This window comes from Ignavibacteriota bacterium (assembly GCA_016707525.1).
In the GTDB taxonomy this organism is placed as follows: Bacteria; Bacteroidota; Ignavibacteria; order UBA10030; family UBA6906; genus JAGDMK01.
On the sequence record JADJHP010000004.1, the window covers coordinates 421,556 to 438,400 of the forward strand.

Genomic DNA, 16,845 nt, shown 5'->3' on the forward strand with positions numbered 1-16,845 from the left:
GCCTCCCTTTTCTGTTTCTGCCGAAATCCCTATATTGGCTCAGATGGAACCCCTGATACCGCTTTTGCTCGCTTACGACAGGTTCGTCCTGACCACGCACGTCAACCCCGACGGTGACGCGCTCGGGTCGGAACTCGCTCTCGCCTCCTGGCTCACGACGCGCGGCAAGGACGTGACCATCATCAATTGCAGCGACACTCCGGCCGTGTACCGCTTCCTGGACCCGGACGGCACCGCCGTGCGGACGTACGACCCGCACACGCATGACCCCATGCTCGCCAACGCCGACGTGATCATTCTTGTGGACGCGAACCACCCCGACCGGACGCGGCAGATGGCGGACGCGTTCACCAGGAGTCCGGCGCTGAAGATCTGCATCGACCATCATCTTGACCCCGGCACGTTCGCGAACCACTACTTCATCGACTCCGATGCAACGTCGACCGGCGAGTTGCTCTACCGGCTGCTGGACTGCGAGCATGATCGTGCCATGCCCGCGGCCTGCGCCCGCGCGCTGTACTGCGCGATCATGACGGATACGGGATCATTCCGCTTCCCGCGCACCGACCCCGCGGTCCACCGCATCGTGGCGCATTTGCTCGAGGCCGGCGCGGATCCCGTGGAGATCTACAATGAGATCTACAACCGCTGGACGACCGGACGTATCCGGCTCCTCGGTGAAACGCTCTCCTCCCTGACGCTCACGGGCAACGACCGCGTCGCATCCGTTGCCATCACGCGCGCTATGCTCGCGGCGACGGGGACCACCGAAGAGGACACCGATAACTTCACGAGCTATCCGATGAGCATCCGAGGCGTGGAACTGGGCATCGTGTTCGTGGAGATCCCGGAAGGGACCAAGATGAGTTTCCGCTCCCACGGCGAGGTCCCCGTGAACCTCCTTGCACGTGAGTTCGGCGGGAACGGACACAAGAATGCCTCGGGGGCACGCGTGGCCGGCGTCCGTATCCAGGAACTCCTGCCGAAGGTCCTTGCAGCAGCAGAAAAGTATCTCGACCACAAACCGGCATCACAGGCATGATCACTGTCACCGTTGCACAGGGCACCTTCACCCGCTCCACCGCGGAGCTCACCGCACTCATCGTGTTCGAGGACAAGGCGTTGTTTGCCGCTCAGATGAGCCGCCTCCGCGAACTCTGCGGCAGTCTGCCGGCTCCGGCAACGCATGGCGCATTCACCGGCGCTGCAGGACAGACGCTGGTGATCCCCTCTCCTGGAGGCAAAGCCCGGTCGATCGCCCTGCTCGGCGCCGGCAATAGCACGACATTCGGCCTTGAACCGGCACGGCGTGTCGCGGCGGCCGCGGTCCATGCCGCGCAGAAGGCATTCGCAACGACGATCGCCATCGAAGAACCCGATCCTGCATCGGCGCCCATCGCGTCGCTCTCCCCTGCCGGATCGTCCCTGGAAGACCTCGCCCTGGCGCTCGCCGAAGGCGCTATGCTCGCCGGCTACAGGTTCGACAAATACAGGACGAAGAAGGCGTCAGACTTCGCCGGTGTCCGGTCGTGCGTCCTGCTCATCGGCGCGGAGAAGCGTCTTGCCGGATACCGTGAGGGAGTACGTATCGCAAAGGCGGTGAGCGACGCGACATTCCTCGCACGCGATCTAGAGAATGCTCCCGGGAACGAGATCTATCCGGCGACCCTGGCGCACCGGGCCCGTGAAGCCGGCCGCCGCCATGGATTCCGTGTCACGGTCTTCGACGAGAAGCGTATCGCCAAAGAGAAAATGGGCGGACTCCTCGGCGTCGCCCGCGGCAGCCATAACCCTCCCCGCTTCATCATCATGGAGCACAGGCCCGCGCGTGCACGCCGCCCGGGCGGACCTGTCGTGCTGGTCGGCAAGGGTGTCACATTCGACTCGGGTGGTATTTCGATCAAGCCCTCCGCCAATATGGCCGAGATGAAGATGGACATGTCCGGGGCAGCGGCGGTGATCGGTACGATGCAGGCCGCAGCCGCGCTGCGTCTGCCCGTGCATGTCATCGGGATCGTTCCCGCAGCAGAGAATCTGCCGGGTGGGAACGCGCTCAAACCCGGCGACATCATCCGCCATCACAGTGGAAAGACTTCGGAGGTGGACAACACCGACGCCGAAGGACGGTTGATCCTTGCCGATGCCCTGTCCTGGTCGGCCCGCTATAAGCCCGCATCGCTGATCGACCTTGCGACGCTCACCGGCGCGGTGGTTGTTGCGCTTGGCCACGTGGCGACCGGCATGCTTGGCACCTCGGCGCGCGTGAAGGACGCTCTCCGCACGGCAGGCGACCGCACCTATGAGCGCGTCTGGGAATTGCCGCTCTTCGATGAATATGAGAAGCTCATCAAGAGCGAGATCGCCGATGTCAAGAACGTTGGGGGCCGCTGGGGTGGGGCGATCACCGCGGCGTTCTTCCTGAAGCAGTTCGTCGGCACGATGCCATGGGTGCATCTGGACATCGCCGGGACCGCTATCCTGGAAGAATCCGGCCCGTACACTCCCCGTGGCGGTTCGGGCGTTGGCGTCCGCCTGTTGACCGATTATCTCCGTCATTATTGACACGAGGGAATGCGCATGTCGCTCCGCATCATTGCCCTATCGTTCCTTGCTCTGACCACCCTGCATACGGGGAGTGCACAGCCTCAGCGCCCTCCCGAGGAGCAGCCATCGCAATTCGTCTTCCTTGATGTGGCGACATGGCCGGACACTGCCGCAACGCGTGCCCGCATCGATATCCGCTACAGGATCGACCGCGGGTTCTTCGTTGCGATACGAACCACCGACACCAGCACGGCGAAACCGTTCCTCCGGTCGGGCGAGATCCTGATCGAGTTGTTCGACTCGGCATCAACATCGGCGAGCAGGAAGATCGAACAGATCAGCATTCCCGATGCGGTGGCAGAGTCCGATCCCGGCGAACCGGTGTGGTATGAAGGCACGGCATCCTTCAGCGTACCACCCGGATCGTATCAGGTTTTCTTCGAGGCAACGGACAGGCAATCGGATCGGCGGTATGTGCACCGCGCTCCGAGCAGCACGGTCAGAGCCACCCTGCCGGATCCCAAAGCACTCACGCTCTTCCCCGTCGCCGCCATCACACCCGTCACCGACCTGCTGACCGCCCGTATCGTTCCGGATAATTTCGGCAACGATATCCTCTTCGGTGCAGCCCGCCAGTTGCTGGTGGCGGTGTCGATGCCCGACGACACCACAACCACGGTCTCCGTGGACTACCGTATCGGGGTCCTTGAACGCGAAGGCCACCCCGGACCGCCACTTGCATCGGATTCCGCGTGCATCCTGCCTGTCCTCCGGGGATACTCACTCCGGGCCTCCCAGGAACCCGGGATGGCATCCTACGCATTCATCGCCGACACGGGATCCCGCAGCGGCTACGTGGCCATCCCGTTGCAGACCGCTCACCTGCCACTGCGGACCTATTCTCTGACCCTCCATGCGCGCGCAGGAGCGGGGAAATCGACGACGACATTGACCTTCCGGAATGTCTGGCCCGGCATGCCACGGTCGCTCAAGAACATCGACACGGCGATCGACGCTCTCCGACTCATCGCGGCGGAGGCATCGCTGGACTCCATGCAGAGCGGCGGCTTCAATGAACGGCGGGATGCGCTCGAGCGGTTCTGGGCTCAGCGCGATCCCACACCCGGGACGATCCACAACGAAGCGATGACCGAGTTCTACCGGCGCGTGGACCATGTCCGCACGGCCTACGGCACCATGCAGGAACCGGACGGCATCAGGTCCGACCGGGGACGCATCTATATCCTGAATGGCCAGCCGACGCGCGTGGACCGCACGTTGAATCCGTCCGTGGGCTTCACCGAGACGTGGACGTACGAGAAGACGAAGCGGACATTCACCTTCGTGGATGAACGCCGCAACGGGACATACAAACTCGCGGTGTCACAGAAATGAAGTTACCGCTTGTTGCCATGACCGTAGGGGACTGCAACGGGATAGGTCCTGAGGTTCTCCTTCGCAGCATCGTCCAGCCGCGCATCCGTGCACTGTGCATTCCCGTCCTGGTGGGGCCGTCGTCGGTGTTCGAGTATTACGGCCGGACCCTCAGGAGGCAGCTCCCGCTCAGGGAATGGAAAGGCGAGCAGGATGTTGCACGGCAGGGGATCTGGTTCGTCGAATCGTCGGATGTCCCGGAGGGCGCCATCCGGCCGGGCCACCTGTCGCATGTCGCGGGCGCTGCAGCCGCGGCGGCGATCACTTCCGCTGCCCGGCTTGCCCTCGGAGGATTCGTGGATGCGATCGTTACCGCGCCCGTCTCCAAACAGGCGATGCATCTTGCGGGCATCAAGGCACCGGGACAGACGGAGATGTTGCAGGAGCTTTCCGGTTCGGAGGAGGTTGCGATGATGCTCGTTGCCCCGCATCTGCGCGTCGGCCTTGTCACGATCCACGAACCGCTGAGCCGCGTCCCTTCCCTCGTCACGGAACGGCGTGTCATGAAGCAGACACGCATCGTGCACACCGCCCTTGTCCGCGATTGGGGCATCAGGCGGCCCCGGATCGCGGTGCTCGGCTTGAACCCCCATGCCGGGGAGGGTGGCGACATCGGCACGGAGGAACAGCGTCAGATCCTCCCGGCACTCGAAGTGCTCCGGAAGGAAGGAATGCTCGTTGATGGCCCCTTCCCCGCCGATGGCTTCTTTGCCCGCTATGCGCCGGGGGTCTACGATGCCGTGGTCGCCATGTACCATGACCAGGGATTGATCCCGCTCAAAATGTCGTCAGGCAACCACGCCGTGAACGTCACCGCCGGGCTGCCGCTCGTACGGACGTCGCCGGATCATGGCACCGCCTTCCCGCTTGCCGGGCGCGGCATCGCGGATGCCTCCAGCATGCAGGAGGCCATCCGCCTCGCCGTCACCATCGCACTTAACCGACGACGCCACGCACGAAGGAGCGCACGTCCATGATCCGGTTCACCGATGTCGGCTTCCGTTACGGCACACACGCCATCCTGGAGAATGTGAGCTTCGAGATCAAACCCGGGGATTTCGTGTTCCTGGTCGGCCAGACCGGTTCAGGGAAGAGCACATTGCTGAAATTGATGTACATGGACCTCAAACCTACGAGCGGCACCGTGGTGGTCGGCAAGTACATTTCCTCATCGATCAGCAAGAGCGCCACGCCCCACCTCCGGCGCACGCTCGGCATCATCTTTCAGGATTACCGGCTGTTCGACGACCGGACCGTGTATGAGAATGTCGCCTTCACCCTGCACGTCACAGGGGTCAAAGGGAACGAGATCAAGAAGCGGGTCCTGCAGTCGCTGGCCAGCGTCGGCCTGAGTCATCAGCGCAACAAACTCCCGGCGGAGATCTCCGGCGGCGAGCAGCAGCGTGTGGTGATCGCACGGGCACTCGTGAACAATCCGCACTTCCTGCTTGCGGACGAACCCACGGGGAACCTGGATCCGACGACCTCGCGCGACATCCTGCAGCTCTTGAAGGACATCAACACGCGTGGGACGGCGGTGGTCATGGCGACGCACAACTATGAGCTGGTCCGCCGGATGAACGAACGGATCCTGCAGGTCCGCGAGGGGAAGGTGTACGACGTGGAATTGCGGACAAGCTGAAGGCGTCGATCGGCGTGCTCCACACGGAAGCGCCGCCCCCGGGTTGGGGGCGGCGCTTCTTGCTTTCCTCTCAGACGGTTTCGACCCGTCTGATCTCGGGGATGTCTTTCATGACCGCCCGTTCCACGCCCGCCCGGAGCGTCATGAGACTCATCGGACAGCGCTTGCAGGTGCCGGTCAACGACACCTCGAGGATGCCGTCATCGCGCATCCGCACCAACTCCACATCCCCCCCGTCCTCCTGCAGATATGGCCGCACCTTGTCCAGTGCGATCTGAATGCGCTGTTCGATCGGTTCGCTCATCGGTTCCCCCTCAGGAGAGTGAGATCTCGACATCCGGGCCTTCGGCCCGCGCCGCATTGCGAATGCTCACCTGCGCCGCCATGTTGCGGGCGATACGCTGGATCGTCGGTGCCGGACCATGCGGGTCCTTGTCGAGGACGATCGGTGTGCCGTTATCGCCGCTCCGACGGATATTCGTCACGATCGGGATATCTCCCAGGAACGGGATGCCAAGTTCCTCTGCTGCGCGGCGCCCGCCGCCGTTGTCGAATATCTCTTCGCGCTGGCCGCAGTGGCTGCAGATGAAGTAGCTCATATTCTCGATCAGGCCGAGGACCGGCACCTGGACCTTCTCGAACATCACAAAACCCTTGCGCGCGTCGGCGAGCGAGATATCCTGCGGCGTCGTCACGATCACCGCGCCCGTGAGCGGGATGGTCTGCACCAGCGTCAACTGGATATCGCCGGTTCCGGGAGGAAGATCGATCACCAGGTAATCCAGATCGCCCCACTCCACATCCGTGAGAAACTGCTTCACCGCACCGCTGACCATCGGGCCGCGCCAGATCACCGCCTGCATCGGGTCCACGAGGAACCCGATGGACATCACCTTCACGCCGTGATTCTCCATGGGCAGCAATTTCTGGTTGCGCATGGTCGGCCTGCCGCTCAACCCCATCATCAGCGGGATACTCGGGCCATAGATATCAGCGTCCACGAGCCCCACCTTCGCGCCTGTCTGTGCGAGGGCCACGGCAAGGTTCACGGAGACCGTCGATTTCCCGACGCCTCCTTTGCCTGATGCCACTGCGATCGTGTTCTTCACGCCCGGGAGGATGTCGGTCTTCTTCTGCCCGTGCTCGGTCACACGCGACGTCATCTCCACGTCCACCGCGCCGGCTTCCGGCCATGCCTGGCGGATCGCTTGTGCTGCGGCGTTCTTCAGGTCGTCGCGGACGGGGCAGGCGGGCGTCGTGAGTTCGATCGTGACGCGCACATCCGTGCCGTTGATGGCGACATCTTTGACGAACCCGAGGGATACAATATCCTTGTGGAGGTCCGGATCGCGGACAACCCGGAGGGCTTCCAGAATGCGTTCTTTGGTGATGCTCATACCGGGAACTTATTCCTTATCAATGGAGTGTACCGATGTAACATCATCTCACTTCAGAACGTTCAGCTTCTTTCCCACTTTCGCGAACGCTGCCAGGGCGCGATCGATGTCCTTCTTCCTGAGGGCGGCGGAGACCTGTGCACGCAGGCGCGCTTCGCCTTTCGGCACGACCGGGAACCACAGCCCCTTGATATACACACCTTCCTTCAGGAGCTCACGGCTCATCTGCTGCGCAAGCGCTGCTTCGCCGAGCATGATCGGCACGATCGGATGATCGCCTTCGAGGATCGTGAACCCGAGCTCCACGATCTTCTTCCGGAAGTAGGCGGTATTCTGGTGCAGCCGCTTCACGATCGACCGGTCCTTCATGAGCAGATCGAACGCCGCGGAGGCGCCGAACACGATCGACGGCGGAAGCGAATTCGAGAAGATGTACGTGCGCGCCTTCTGGCGCATGAAGGCGATGACCTCTTTCCTGCCGCTGATATATCCGCCCGCCGCGCCGCCGATGGCCTTGCCGAGTGTCCCGGTCAGGACATCGATCTTCCCGTGCACGCCCTTCGCCTCGGGGGTCCCGCGGCCCGTCTTGCCGATCACACCTACGGCGTGCGAATCGTCCACGAACAGCGTCGCGTTGTAGTTCTTTGCGATCTCCACCAGCTTGTCGAGCGGCGCGAGGTCCCCTTCCATGCTGAACACCCCGTCGGTCGCGATGATGCGGAACCGGTAGGGCACGTTCTTGTCCTCTTCGAGCTGCCGGACCAGATCGTTCACATCGGCATGCTTGTAGATCTTCCGGTCGGTGGTCTCCGCTTTGCACAGCCGCTGGCCATCGATGATGCTGGCGTGGTTCAGGCGGTCCGAATAGATCACATCCTTGTAGGACTCCACGCCCATCTTCTCGTTCGTGATCGAGGCGAAGAACGCTTCGTTCGCGGCCCAGCAGGAGGAGAACAGGATGGTATCTTCGGTGCCGAGGAACTTCGAGATCTTCTTCTCGAGCTTCAGGTGGATATCCTGCGTGCCGCAGATGAAGCGGACCGACGCGACGCCGTAGCCGTACTTCTTGATGCCGGTGATCGCCGCAGCGCGGACGGCCTTGTGGTTGGAGAGGCCGACGTAATTGTTCGAAGCCAGCATGACGGCCTTCTTGCCGTTCACGCGGACCACACCGTCCTGCGCACTCTGGAGCGGCGATTCATACTTGTAGGTCTGGGAATCTTCGAGGTTCTTGAGTTCTGCACTGATGAGGTCGATCAGGCTGGACATACGCGTCTCCGTTTCTGCGGTGATCGTGGAGTGCTCTCAGCCCTGCCCGGATGCGGGCGGGTCGGGGGCTTTGACAAGGCGGGCGGCAAAGGAGCCGTCCATGAAATGCACGTGCGGCAGTGTGGACACGAACCCCTCGGGTGAGACCACGGCTGCCGGCAGATACTTCTCTGCCCGGTCGAGCGAGAATTCCGGATGCCTCTCCAGGAACGCCGTGATGATGCCGGTGTTCTCTTCAGGCTCGATGGTGCAGGTACTGTACACGATGGCGCCGCCGGGCTTCACGAGCCGCGCCGCGTTCTCCAGGAGCGCTTCCTGGGTCAGATTCAGTTTGCGGATGTCGCCGATGTCACGCTTCCATTTCATGTCCGGCTTCTTCGCAAGCGTGCCGAGTCCGGAACATGGAGCGTCGAGCAGGACGCGGTCCGCCAGGGGGCCCTCGAACACCGTTGCATCCGCACCGCGCAGGTCGATGATCTTCACGCCGAGGCGTTCGGCAGAGGCGCGAATGAGGTTCAGTTTTGCTTCGTACTTGTCGAGCGCCACGACCTCGCCCTTGTTCTCCATGATCTCGGCGATGTTCGTGGACTTCCCTCCCGGCGCGGCACAGAGATCGATGATCCGCTGTCCGGGCTTCGGATCAAGGAGCTGACACGGCAGCGCGGCACTCTCGTCCTGGATCGTGAACATGCCGGTACGGAACAGGTCCATCTGTGCGATCCCGGAAAGGGTCTTCACGCGGACGAAGTGCGGCAGGATCTCCGACAAGGTGTACGGGATCTGTTGCGCATCGAGGCGCGCGCGGAAATCGGCCGGAGAGATCTTGAGGCGGTTCACGCGCAACGCCATGCCCGGGCGCTCGTTGTTCGCCATCAACAACCGCTCGGTGGCTTCGCGGCCGTAGCGGTCGAGCCAGCGCTTCACCATCCAGTGCGGGTGCGAATAGAACACGGCGAGGTACTGTACCAGGTCCTCGTTGGGATCGGGGTAGCGGATCCCCTCGATGTTGCGGATGATGTTGCGCAGGACAGCGTTCACAAGTCCCGCGGGCTTTTCGCCGCGGATCCGTTTGATGAACTCCACGCCTTCATTGACCGCAGCGGAATGAGGGACGCGTTCGAGGAACAGGATCTGGTAGAGGGAAACGCGGAGGATGTTCTTGACGTTGATCTCGGACTTCGAGAAGTTGCCGTGCGAGAAGCCGTTCAAGACCCAATCGAGACGGTTCTGCCAGCGCAGGACGCCATGCACCACTTCGGTGAGGAGGCCTTTGTCGAGGTCGTTCAGCTCGCCGGAACGCAGTTCCGCGTCGAGGACCTTGTCCAGATAGGAATCGGTCCGCTCGACGCGGTTAAGGACTTTGACAGCTGTGCCCCGCGGACCGCTGTACAGGGACTTCCATTCAGCTGCCGGGGTGGCTTCGGGCATTCAGATGACTCAGGCCTGAGTCGCCTCAACGGGTTTCTTGCCGTACTTCCTGTTGTAGCGTTCCACGCGGCCCGCCGAGTCGACCAGCTTCTGGCGGCCGGTGAAGAACGGGTGGCATGCCGAGCAAATTTCGAGCTTCAGATCGCCCGCGGTCGAACGCGTTTCGAAGGTGTTCCCGCACACGCAGGTGACCGTTGCTTTTTTGTAATCCGGATGGATGCCGTCTTTCATCGCTTTCTCAACCTTCTGATATCGGTGTGATTGGAAGTTTATCAAGATACGTCTTTCCTCAGAAAGAAGCAATGGAGGGCTGTTTCAAAGGAAATCTTGCAGTTCGGGGCCGGATTCTCTACATTAGAGGGAATTTCCGGGTTGTCCCATTTGAAGGTGCGGGGAGCGATGGCAGGCAAGGGCGTGCGCGCGTTGATCGTGGCGGTGGCACTTCTTGTGCCCGCGGCCGGGATGGCCGCTGGAGCGAAAACGGTGTTCAATTTCCTCCGGAATGACGTGGGGGCCCGTGCCGCCGGGCTCGCCGGGACCTTTCTCACCGTCCAGGGCGACCCGGATGGCCTGTTCTACAACCCGGCCACTCTTGGATCCCTCAAAACATCGGTCGGGACAGCAGGATTCTTCAAACACCTCATGGACATCAACGCCGGGTATGTCAGCTATTCCACGGAGGTCCAGGGGATCGGACGTTTCGGGGCGGGCATCGTCTACACGAACTACGGCACATTCGATGAGACCGATGAGCTCGGCACGAACATCGGGACATTCGGTGCCAGCGACCTTGCCCTTTCGATCGGCTACGCCCTCACGGTGGAAGAGAACGTGTACCTCGGCGGTGCGGTGAAGGGGATCTACTCGACGATCGGACCGTACAGTTCCGCGGGTGTTGCCGCCGATCTCGGCGTGCTCTACACGGTTCCGGCAAGCCGGTTCGCCATCGGTGCCAGCATCCGGAACCTCGGCCTCCAACTGTCGTCCTACGGATCAGTGAAAGAAGATCTCCCGCTCGATATGGGCATCGGGGCATCCATTGTACCAAAGGGGCTGCCGCTCCTGCTCAACGTCGGCGTGCACCGGTTGAATGACGATGCGCCCGACTTCATGTCACGCTTCCGCGCGTTCACGGTGGGCGGCGAGTTCACGCTGAGCAAGGTCGTCCTGTTACGCGTCGGCTACGACAATGCGCGGCGGAAGGACTACAAGATCGGATCGAGTGCAGGGCTGGCGGGGTTCTCGGGTGGATTGGGAATACTGGTCAGCGGGTACAACTTCGACTACGCGCTTTCCTCACTCGGCAAGGCTGGCAACCTGCACCGGATATCGCTGCGGACACCAGCTGCCGAGATCCTTCAGGCGTCGACCGGCCCCTGCACAGATAGCTGCCCTCGATCCTGGCGCAGCGCACAACCCGCTGCGCCCCTGCACCAGATACAGCTGCCGCCGATACCGATCCTGGCGTCATGCGATCACACGAACCCGCTGCGCCCCTACACACGAAACCACCGGCGCCGTTCCTGCTGGCAGGCAATCTTCCAGACATCGACACGTATTTGTTAGGGGCGCAGCATGCTGCGCCCCTGCGCGCGATACACCGGAGTCGATCCCCGCGAGGTCAGTGGCCGATCCCTGCGAACGTCTCCAGTCCGACCTTCCCCGCATAAAACAACATCATCCCCACGAACACCAACAGCGGTATGATCCGGTTCTTCGAGTGATTGATCTCGGGGATAAGGTCGCTCGCCCCCACGTAGGTGGCGATACCCGCCGAGAACGCGAACGCGATACCCACCAGCTTCTCGCTGATCCCACCCAGCATCAATGCACTTGCAGCACCGAGGAACGTCGCGACACCAACAACAATGGAAGCGATGAGCGCCATACGCCGGTCGTGCTTCGCTGCGAGCATCACCGATGCGATGGTGAGCCCCTCCGGGATCTTGTGCATGGTCACCGCAATGAAGATGAGCAAACCCACCAGATAGTCGAACTGGATGCCGACCGCGATCGTGAAGCCGTCGAAGAACGCATGGATACACAATCCGAGGAATGTCGAGTAGCTTGCCACCTGCGAGATCATCACCTCACTGTGCGTCTCTTCGCCAAAATGCAGGTGGCCGACGATCGTGTGCTCGAAGAAATGCAGGACCGCATACCCTGCCAGCATGTACAGCGGGGCGCTCGGGCCGACCGTATGGAGCGCTTCGGGCACGAGTTCGATGAAGACCAGGGAGAGAAGAAAGCCCGCGCTGAGCGCGAGGAGGTATTCCTGGACGCGTGCAGGCCAGGAGCGGCGGAGAACAACGAACACGCCACCGAGCACTTCCGCACCGCCGGCGACCAGTCCATACAGGAGAACGGCGAGGGTCATCGAGGTATCATTCATTGCGCATAGGGAGTTGTCATGTATCGTTCGGCCTGCTGGTGAGCATCCTTATACGACTTGAGCCCCAGCACCTTCGTGTACTGCTTGCGGGCAGGCTCCCGCTTCCCCTGAAGGTCGTACACATGCCCGATCTTCAGGTTCGCCATGGTCATGAACCCGGAGGGTTCCTTCACATCCAACTGCCGGCTCAGTTCATCGCACCGGTACAGATGGAGGAGCGCCTCATCATACTTGTGCAGCGCCGTCGCGCAGGTCCCCAGATAGTACTCCGCCTCCCGCTCCACATTCATGGTGTATCCGCGCGCACCCTGACGGCATTTCGCCTGGATCTCCGCCCAGACCCCCGCCGCACGTTCATAATTCCCCATCACCGCATAGCAGCGTCCGAGGTACTTGTGGAACACCATGTTGCCCGGGAAGCGGTCGTGCAGCGACTGCGCGAGCGCCAGGGCTTTCGTGTAGTCGCGCTCGTACGAATAGTAGATCTGCAACAGGAAGTACGACGTCTCGACGGCGGCATACTTCGCTTTCTGGGACGCGATGATGAGCTGCTCCAGGCCCTTCGCCCTGTCGCCCGCGGGCACGAACAGCATCAGCGGTTTCACCACGGGGTACTCGTTCGGTATCACCTCGGCGTAATAGTTGTAGATCCCCGTGCCAAGATAGATGTCATAGTTGCCCGGATCGAGCTCCGACGCCTTGCGCACCAACGGCAGGGCCTGCCGGCCGGCGTAGGCCGCCTCCATCCATTCATCCCGGTGGAACCGTAACCTCCCCTCAAAACCAATGGCCCCGCCTTTGAAGAAGATCGCATCCACATCGTTCTCGTTCAGGTCAAGCATCGAATCACAGATCGCCACAACATGATCCAGGTTGCGATAGAAGCGCTGATCGTACTGCTGATCGTCGATGTCGATCATGATCTTCCACCACAGCACCATCGCACGGAAGAAGTGGCCGGCGGGATGCGAGGGGCGGAGACGCACCAGGGTCGCAAAGTCCTGGTCCGCCGCCTCGAATTCGAGGTTATACACGTGCGAGATCCCCCGCTGGACCGCGGCTTCGAACACCGAGTCCTTCGGCACCTGTCCGTTCGAACGGAACAGTGGGATCAGCAGGAGAAGCAACAGGAACCTGTACTTCATGCAACGACTCCGTCCGTGGACGTTGCGCCCGCAGGCGGGACCGGCGGCAAGACATCCTCCACGGAGTCCAGCGTGATGATCCCCTCCGGAGCCGCAAGATATCGGGATTTCAGGATATACCACGTTCCGAGGATCAACGCGAGCGTGGCCAGCACACTCCCTTCCGGTCCGAACGAACCACCGGTGATCCACTCCGGCCCTGCGACCGTCGCATTCCACAGCCGGTGCTCCGAGAACGTGATCCCGCTCGTCGGGAATCCATAGACCGTGGTCTGGGTGAAGTTCCACGCCATATGCAACCCGAACGGCAGCCACAGGCTCCGGGTCTTCTGGTATGCGAACGACAGCCAGATCCCCGCGAGCACCACATTGGCTGTGCTGAGCGCATTCGCGTTGGGGTTGTTGATGTGTCCGACGCCGAAGATCGCGGACATGATCAGGATCGACGGCAGGACCGTGATCCCCTGCGACAGGGTCTGGAACACATAGCCACGGAACAGCACCTCTTCGCTTGCCGCGGCGAGGGAGAAGAACGCGACCGCATAGACCACAGTGAAGAAGATCTCCCCGAAAGAACGGTCGAGCCAGCCGACCCGTGCGTATCCCAGGGCCAGCAGCACGATGAAGATCCCGCTCATCATCAGGAACCCGATCAGAAACCCCATGCCGAGCTCGCGCACGGCACGGGGATGGAACCAGAGTCCGATCGCCGCCAGGGGTTTCTGATTCACAAAGCGGACGATCACCCATGTCACGAACAGCACGGTGGAAAGCAGCAACAGGGCATCCACGATATCGCTGGCGAGCCCGGCCCACCGGGAAAGAGCGACCACACCCGAAGCCAGGAAGGCCGTTCCGATCAGGAACATCATGATCTTCCAACCGGAACGGACGTCGCCGTGCCGGGTCAGGAATACGTAGCGGATCGCGTCCTTCATGCGGCCGCCGCTCAGAAGCGTTCCCGCAGGTACGTCAGCAGCTGCGCCGCTGCCACGCGCTCCTGCTTCATGGAATCGCGCTCACGCACGGTCACGGACTGGTCGGTCAGCGTCTGCGAATCCACCGTGATGCAGAACGGCGTACCGACCTCATCCTGGCGGCGGTAGCGCCGGCCCACGGCGCCGCTGTCGTCATAGAAGACGCGGAAGTGGGGCCGGAGCTCGGCCTCGATCTTCTTCGAGATCTCGGGCATCCCGTCGCGGTTGACCAGCGGGAAGATGGCGGCTTTCGTCGGCGCGAGCTTCGGATGCAATTTCATCACGACCCGGGTCTCGGTCTTCCCGTCCGCGGTCGGCGCTTCCTCTTCATTGTACGCATTCACCAGGAACGCCATGAACGAACGGCTTGCACCCGCGGAGGTCTCGATGATGAACGGGGTGAACTTCTCCTTCCCCTGCTCTTCAAAATACTTCATCGACTTGCCGGAGTACTTCTCGTGCTGTGTCAGATCGAAATCACTCCGGTTGTGGATGCCTTCGATCTCTCCCCACCCGAACGGGAAGAGGTACTCGATATCGTAGGCGTCCTTGGCATAGTGGGCAAGCTTGTCGGGCTCGTGCTGGTGGAAGCGCAGCTTGTCCATGCCCATGCCGAGCCCCTGGAACCACGCGATGCGCTGCTCCTTCCAGTAATTGAACCACTCCACGTCGGAGCCGGGTTTCACGAAGAACTGCATCTCCATCTGCTCGAACTCGCGCGTGCGGAACAGGAAGTTCTTGGTGTTGATCTCGTTGCGGAACGCCTTGCCGATCTGCGCGATGCCGAACGGCACCTTCTGGCGCGAGGAGGCCTGCACGTTCAGGAAGTTGACGAAGATCCCCTGCGCCGTTTCGGGGCGCAGATAGACCACGGCACCTGCATCTTCCACCGGGCCGACAAACGTCTTGAACATCAGGTTGAACTGGCGCGCTTCGGTGAACTTCCCTTCCGACTGGCATTTGTGCGCCTTGCGGCCCTTGTAGGCCGCGCTGCCGCACATCGCATCCTCGACCTGATCCGCGCGGAAACGCGCCTTACACTCTTTGCAGTCCACCATCGGATCGGTGAAGTTCGCCACATGGCCCGACGCTTCCCAGACGGTCGGATGCATCAGGATGGCGGCATCCAACCCTTCCACGTCTTCGCGGTAGGTCATCGCCTGCCACCACTGCTCCTTCACGTTCCGGAGCAATTCGACCCCCAGGGGGCCGTAATCCCAGCATCCGTTCAGGCCGCCGTAGATCTCGCTCGATTGAAAGACGAAGCCGCGCCGCTTCGCGAGCGACACGATCTTTTCCATGACGTCGGTGTTATTTGCCATGTTCCTTTCCTGCTTTCGTGGTTTCGTTCATGTCCAATATCACACTCAGAATCGTTTCCTCGTCCCGTACGACGTGGAGCGTCACGGTGCGGTCGTGTGTCCTCTCCGTCCCGACCACATGGGCACCCCAGGGCTCCACCTTTGCGTTGAGCGCATGGTTGAACTCGGCAGAGGAGAAATCCTTCGGCAACCGCAGCCGGTATTCGGTCCTGACCGGCCGACCGTTCCGGTCCTTCACGTCGCGCACTTTGAGCGACGCGGGCGGGACCCGGAACTCGGCACAGATGGCTTCAAGCCCACGGCGGATCTCAGCATCGCCCGGCGTTACCACCGGGGCAGCATTCTTCCGTGCCGGTTCACGCACGGTGGCGCTGCGCGGTGCAAGCACGACAGCGAGGAGGCCGAGCACCAGCGAGAGCACGGCAAGTCCTGCAACGATCACCACCCGGGACTTCTGCGACACTCCGAACATATGATCACGTATCCTTGAATGCCGGTGGGCGTTTCTCCAGGAAGGCACGCACGCCCTCTCTGCCATCTCCTGTCGCGCAGCTCGCACCGAACAGGGCCGCTTCAACCTTCATCCCGTCCGCCGGCGATCCCGATCCCGCTGCGTGCACCGCTTCGATCAACGCACGCACGGCCGGCCGACTCTTTCCGGCGAGCGTCCCTGCCATCTGGGACGCAGCAGCAGCAAGGTCGGCGTGCGGCACGACCATATTCACCAGCCCGATCCTGTGCGCCTCGTCGGCGGACACAGGCGCCCCCGTGAGCATCATCGCAAGCGCTCTGCCCTGTCCGATGAGCCGCGGCAACCGTTGCGTGCCGCCATAGCCCGGGATGATGCCGAGATTGATCTCCGGCTGGCCGAACCGCGCCTTGTCGGACGCTATCCGCAGCGTACAGGCGAGGGCAAGTTCGCACCCCCCGCCGAGCGCATAGCCGTTCACGGCCGCGATCACAGGCTTGCCGCACCGCTCGATGAGGTCGAACACCGCCTGTCCCCCGCGCGAAAACGCTTCGCCGCTGTCTCTGTCAAGCGCCGTCAATTCTTCGATATCGGTCCCCGCAACGAACGACTTGTCGCCGGCACCCGTGATCACGATCGCACCCACCGCCGGATCATCGCGCAGCTCCGTCACGGCATCGTGCAATTCCTTCTTGGCCATGGCATTCAGCGCATTCAGCTTGTCGGGGCGGTTGATCGTGATCGTCCCGACGCCGTCGCGCACATCGATGAGAATCGTTGTGTACGCCATGCTTCACCCTCCTAATTAAGAATTAAGAATTCTTCG

The 16,845-nt window shown here is 62.0% G+C and carries 17 protein-coding genes; 6 read left to right on the plus strand and 11 right to left on the minus strand.

The genetic code is table 11. The annotated features are described in order from the left end of the window. Nucleotides 1-43: 43 nt before the first annotated feature. Genes IPI01_09695 through ftsE form a run of 5 tightly spaced genes read left to right on the plus strand, consistent with a single transcriptional unit; the run spans nt 44 to nt 5,620 of the window. Nucleotides 44-1,042, plus strand: coding sequence for a bifunctional oligoribonuclease/PAP phosphatase NrnA (locus tag IPI01_09695; protein ID MBK7258057.1), 999 nt, complete (start codon nt 44-46; stop codon nt 1,040-1,042). Beyond that, entirely contained in the window at nt 1,039-2,562 is a 1,524-nt protein-coding gene (locus IPI01_09700; GenBank protein ID MBK7258058.1) for a leucyl aminopeptidase, read from the plus strand. Before IPI01_09695 ends, IPI01_09700 begins: the two co-directional genes overlap by 4 nt. A gap of 9 nt (nt 2,563-2,571) precedes the next feature. Continuing rightward, nucleotides 2,572-3,939 (plus strand): GWxTD domain-containing protein, encoded by a 1,368-nt coding sequence (locus IPI01_09705; GenBank protein ID MBK7258059.1) that lies wholly within the window; start codon nt 2,572-2,574, stop codon nt 3,937-3,939. Next, entirely contained in the window at nt 3,936-4,955 is a 1,020-nt protein-coding gene (pdxA, locus tag IPI01_09710) for a 4-hydroxythreonine-4-phosphate dehydrogenase PdxA (protein MBK7258060.1), read from the plus strand. Before IPI01_09705 ends, pdxA begins: the two co-directional genes overlap by 4 nt. Beyond that, nucleotides 4,952-5,620, plus strand: a complete 669-nt coding sequence (ftsE, locus tag IPI01_09715) for a cell division ATP-binding protein FtsE (GenBank protein ID MBK7258061.1) — start codon at nt 4,952-4,954, stop codon at nt 5,618-5,620. The genes pdxA and ftsE overlap by 4 nt, the downstream gene beginning before the upstream one ends. A gap of 70 nt (nt 5,621-5,690) precedes the next feature. Here the strand turns inward: ftsE and IPI01_09720 are convergent, their stop codons facing one another. Genes IPI01_09720 through rpmE form a run of 5 tightly spaced genes read right to left on the minus strand, consistent with a single transcriptional unit; the run spans nt 5,691 to nt 9,945 of the window. Further along, complete coding sequence (locus tag IPI01_09720) at nt 5,691-5,924, minus strand: NifU family protein (GenBank protein MBK7258062.1); 234 nt, start codon at nt 5,922-5,924, stop codon at nt 5,691-5,693. Between the two features lie 10 nt (nt 5,925-5,934). After that, nucleotides 5,935-7,017 carry an iron-sulfur cluster carrier protein ApbC gene (gene apbC / locus IPI01_09725; GenBank protein MBK7258063.1) on the minus strand — a complete coding sequence of 361 codons (1,083 nt, stop codon included), beginning with the start codon at nt 7,015-7,017 and terminating at the stop codon, nt 5,935-5,937. 48 nt (nt 7,018-7,065) lie between these two features. Next, a complete protein-coding gene (locus IPI01_09730; GenBank protein MBK7258064.1) occupies nt 7,066-8,286 on the minus strand; it encodes a glycine C-acetyltransferase in 1,221 nt (406 codons plus the stop codon). Nucleotides 8,287-8,322: 36 nt separating this feature from the next. Then, the gene (gene rsmB, locus IPI01_09735; protein MBK7258065.1) at nt 8,323-9,714 is read right to left on the minus strand and encodes a 16S rRNA (cytosine(967)-C(5))-methyltransferase RsmB; all 1,392 of its coding nucleotides are present in this window, start codon (nt 9,712-9,714) and stop codon (nt 8,323-8,325) included. Nucleotides 9,715-9,723: 9 nt separating this feature from the next. After that, the gene (gene rpmE, locus IPI01_09740; protein ID MBK7258066.1) at nt 9,724-9,945 is read right to left on the minus strand and encodes a 50S ribosomal protein L31; all 222 of its coding nucleotides are present in this window, start codon (nt 9,943-9,945) and stop codon (nt 9,724-9,726) included. A gap of 141 nt (nt 9,946-10,086) precedes the next feature. Between rpmE and porQ the strand changes: the two genes are divergently transcribed. Continuing rightward, nucleotides 10,087-11,280 (plus strand): type IX secretion system protein PorQ, encoded by a 1,194-nt coding sequence (gene porQ / locus IPI01_09745; protein MBK7258067.1) that lies wholly within the window; start codon nt 10,087-10,089, stop codon nt 11,278-11,280. A 55-nt stretch (nt 11,281-11,335) separates the two neighbouring features. Here porQ and IPI01_09750 read toward each other — a convergent pair whose 3' ends face one another. From IPI01_09750 to IPI01_09775, 6 genes are read right to left on the minus strand one after another with little or no spacing between them, the layout of a single operon-like run. Beyond that, nucleotides 11,336-12,091, minus strand: a complete 756-nt coding sequence (locus tag IPI01_09750; GenBank protein ID MBK7258068.1) for a ZIP family metal transporter — start codon at nt 12,089-12,091, stop codon at nt 11,336-11,338. A gap of 11 nt (nt 12,092-12,102) precedes the next feature. Then, complete coding sequence (locus IPI01_09755) at nt 12,103-13,251, minus strand: tetratricopeptide repeat protein (GenBank protein MBK7258069.1); 1,149 nt, start codon at nt 13,249-13,251, stop codon at nt 12,103-12,105. Continuing rightward, nucleotides 13,248-14,189 carry a CPBP family intramembrane metalloprotease gene (locus IPI01_09760; GenBank protein MBK7258070.1) on the minus strand — a complete coding sequence of 314 codons (942 nt, stop codon included), beginning with the start codon at nt 14,187-14,189 and terminating at the stop codon, nt 13,248-13,250. Before IPI01_09760 ends, IPI01_09755 begins: the two co-directional genes overlap by 4 nt. An 11-nt stretch (nt 14,190-14,200) precedes the next feature. Next, nucleotides 14,201-15,550: a glycine--tRNA ligase gene (locus IPI01_09765; protein ID MBK7258071.1), complete on the minus strand. Its 1,350-nt coding sequence runs from the start codon at nt 15,548-15,550 to the stop codon at nt 14,201-14,203. Then, nucleotides 15,540-16,022: a hypothetical protein gene (locus tag IPI01_09770; protein ID MBK7258072.1), complete on the minus strand. Its 483-nt coding sequence runs from the start codon at nt 16,020-16,022 to the stop codon at nt 15,540-15,542. Before IPI01_09770 ends, IPI01_09765 begins: the two co-directional genes overlap by 11 nt. 4 nt (nt 16,023-16,026) lie before the next feature. Next, the gene (locus tag IPI01_09775) at nt 16,027-16,809 is read right to left on the minus strand and encodes an enoyl-CoA hydratase/isomerase family protein (protein MBK7258073.1); all 783 of its coding nucleotides are present in this window, start codon (nt 16,807-16,809) and stop codon (nt 16,027-16,029) included. Between the last annotated feature and the right edge of the window lie 36 nt (nt 16,810-16,845).

Excerpts from the sequence above, each read along its gene's own strand:
- rpmE (MBK7258066.1), bottom strand. The coding sequence starts at position 9,945 with ATGAAAGACGGCATCCATCCGGATTACAAAAAAGCAACGGTCACCTGC.
- IPI01_09730 (MBK7258064.1), bottom strand. The coding sequence starts at position 8,286 with ATGTCCAGCCTGATCGACCTCATCAGTGCAGAACTCAAGAACCTCGAA.
- pdxA (MBK7258060.1), top strand. The coding sequence starts at position 3,936 with ATGAAGTTACCGCTTGTTGCCATGACCGTAGGGGACTGCAACGGGATA.
- IPI01_09720 (MBK7258062.1), bottom strand. The coding sequence starts at position 5,924 with ATGAGCGAACCGATCGAACAGCGCATTCAGATCGCACTGGACAAGGTG.
- IPI01_09755 (MBK7258069.1), bottom strand. The coding sequence starts at position 13,251 with ATGAAGTACAGGTTCCTGTTGCTTCTCCTGCTGATCCCACTGTTCCGT.
- IPI01_09705 (MBK7258059.1), top strand. The coding sequence starts at position 2,572 with ATGCGCATGTCGCTCCGCATCATTGCCCTATCGTTCCTTGCTCTGACC.
- IPI01_09700 (MBK7258058.1), top strand. The coding sequence starts at position 1,039 with ATGATCACTGTCACCGTTGCACAGGGCACCTTCACCCGCTCCACCGCG.
- IPI01_09765 (MBK7258071.1), bottom strand. The coding sequence starts at position 15,550 with ATGGCAAATAACACCGACGTCATGGAAAAGATCGTGTCGCTCGCGAAG.
- apbC (MBK7258063.1), bottom strand. The coding sequence starts at position 7,017 with ATGAGCATCACCAAAGAACGCATTCTGGAAGCCCTCCGGGTTGTCCGC.
- rsmB (MBK7258065.1), bottom strand. The coding sequence starts at position 9,714 with ATGCCCGAAGCCACCCCGGCAGCTGAATGGAAGTCCCTGTACAGCGGT.
- IPI01_09775 (MBK7258073.1), bottom strand. The coding sequence starts at position 16,809 with ATGGCGTACACAACGATTCTCATCGATGTGCGCGACGGCGTCGGGACG.
- IPI01_09750 (MBK7258068.1), bottom strand. The coding sequence starts at position 12,091 with ATGACCCTCGCCGTTCTCCTGTATGGACTGGTCGCCGGCGGTGCGGAA.
- IPI01_09760 (MBK7258070.1), bottom strand. The coding sequence starts at position 14,189 with ATGAAGGACGCGATCCGCTACGTATTCCTGACCCGGCACGGCGACGTC.
- IPI01_09770 (MBK7258072.1), bottom strand. The coding sequence starts at position 16,022 with ATGTTCGGAGTGTCGCAGAAGTCCCGGGTGGTGATCGTTGCAGGACTT.
- ftsE (MBK7258061.1), top strand. The coding sequence starts at position 4,952 with ATGATCCGGTTCACCGATGTCGGCTTCCGTTACGGCACACACGCCATC.
- IPI01_09695 (MBK7258057.1), top strand. The coding sequence starts at position 44 with ATGGAACCCCTGATACCGCTTTTGCTCGCTTACGACAGGTTCGTCCTG.